Annotated in this window: 2 protein-coding genes; both read left to right on the forward strand. The window is 53.7% G+C overall.

Going from position 1 to position 1,515, the window contains the following annotated elements; genetic code table 11:
- On the forward strand, positions 1–406 hold a 406-nt coding region (locus HMPREF9412_RS07090), incomplete at its 5' end, for an ATP-binding cassette domain-containing protein (protein WP_036671566.1).
- A complete protein-coding gene (gene mglC / locus HMPREF9412_RS07095; RefSeq protein ID WP_009590733.1) occupies positions 384–1,403 on the forward strand; it encodes a galactose/methyl galactoside ABC transporter permease MglC in 1,020 nt (339 codons plus the stop codon). The genes HMPREF9412_RS07090 and mglC, both read left to right, overlap by 23 nt.
- Positions 1,404–1,515 lie beyond the last annotated feature (112 nt).

Raw genomic sequence — 1,515 nt, forward strand, 5'->3', positions numbered from 1 at the left:
AACGAACGTGGAGAAGCTGAGAACCAAGACGCCGTCGGTCAATACCCAGATTCGAAATCTGTCGGGCGGGAACCAGCAGAAGGTGCTGCTGGCGAGATGGCTGCTTACGGAGCCCGAGATCCTGCTGCTGGATGAGCCGACCCGCGGGATCGATGTTGGCGCCAAGTTCGAGATTTATTCCATCATTACGCAGCTGGCGACGCAAGGGAAGAGCATCATTATGATTTCCTCCGAAATGCCCGAGCTGCTCGGAATGTCCGACCGGATCATGGTGATGAGCGAAGGGCGGATGACAGGAATTCTGGAAGGGCAGGAAGCAAGCGAAGAGGAAATCATGCGGCTGGCCGCACAGCAGCGGTCGGCCGATCCGGGAGGGGAAGTCGATGAATTCGCAAGCCATCGTTAAGGTTAAGGATTATTTGGCGCAGCGCGCCATATTCGTAGTATTGATACTGCTCGTCATCGGGATTGCCGTCGCAGATCCCAACTTTCTGGCCTTTTCCACATTGCGGGATATTCTGCAGCAATCCTCGACCAGATTGATCATCGCGCTGGGAGCGGCATTCATTCTGATCACCGGCGGGGTAGACCTTTCCGCAGGTCGCGTCGTAGGCTTAACCGCGGTCGTATCGGCTTCGATGCTGCAAACGGAGGTTTATGCGAACCGATTCTTCCCGGATTTGCCCCAGGTATCGGTTCTATTGCCGATCCTGATCGGCATCATAGCGGGGCTTATCGTCGGTCTAATCAATGGTTTCATCGTAGCCAAGCTGCATGTGCCGCCGTTCATTGCGACGCTCGGTACGATGGTCGGGATATACGGCGTCAATTCCATCTATTTTGATATGGAGCCGAACCAGTCCCAGCCGATCGGCGGCTTACGATCGGATTTTACCGTGTGGGGCAGCGGCTACATCGACTTTGGCGGCGGTTACTCACTCCCATACATCGTCATCATCGCTATCTTTGTTGCGTTCATCTGCTGGGTCATCTTCAACAAGACCCGGCTCGGCAAAAACATGTATGCCATTGGCGGCAACGTGCAAGCCGCGCATGTATCGGGGATCAATGTCGCTCGCAATCTCATCGCGATCTACGCCATTTCCGGTGCACTGTACGGCATCGCCGGCGTGCTGGAGGCTGCAAGAACCGGTGGTGCGACCAACAACTATGGCAACATGTATGAACTGGATGCGATAGCGGCATGCGTGGTCGGGGGCGTATCCACGGCTGGCGGCATCGGCACGGTGCCCGGCGTGATGGCCGGGGTTCTGATCTTCGGCGTTATCAATTACGGTTTAACCTTTATCGGCGTAAGCCCTTATTGGCAATTGATCATCAAAGGGCTTATTATCGTAGCAGCGGTAGCATTTGACATTCGCAAATACATGGCAAAAAAATAAGAGGGAATGCGGCCGCAGGAGTATATCCTGCGGCTTTTGCCATAGATTATAGAATTTATTAGTTTTCAGCGGAGCTGAACAATTCAATAATCGGAAGAAAAACTTCCTCTAA

Source organism: Paenibacillus sp. HGF5 (genome assembly GCF_000204455.1).
In the GTDB taxonomy this organism is placed as follows: Bacteria; Bacillota; Bacilli; order Paenibacillales; family Paenibacillaceae; genus Paenibacillus_AQ; species Paenibacillus_AQ lautus_A.

Bases quoted from the DNA above. Each gene is read 5' to 3' on its own strand.
- mglC (WP_009590733.1), top strand. From the start codon at position 384: ATGAATTCGCAAGCCATCGTTAAGGTTAAGGATTATTTGGCGCAGCGC.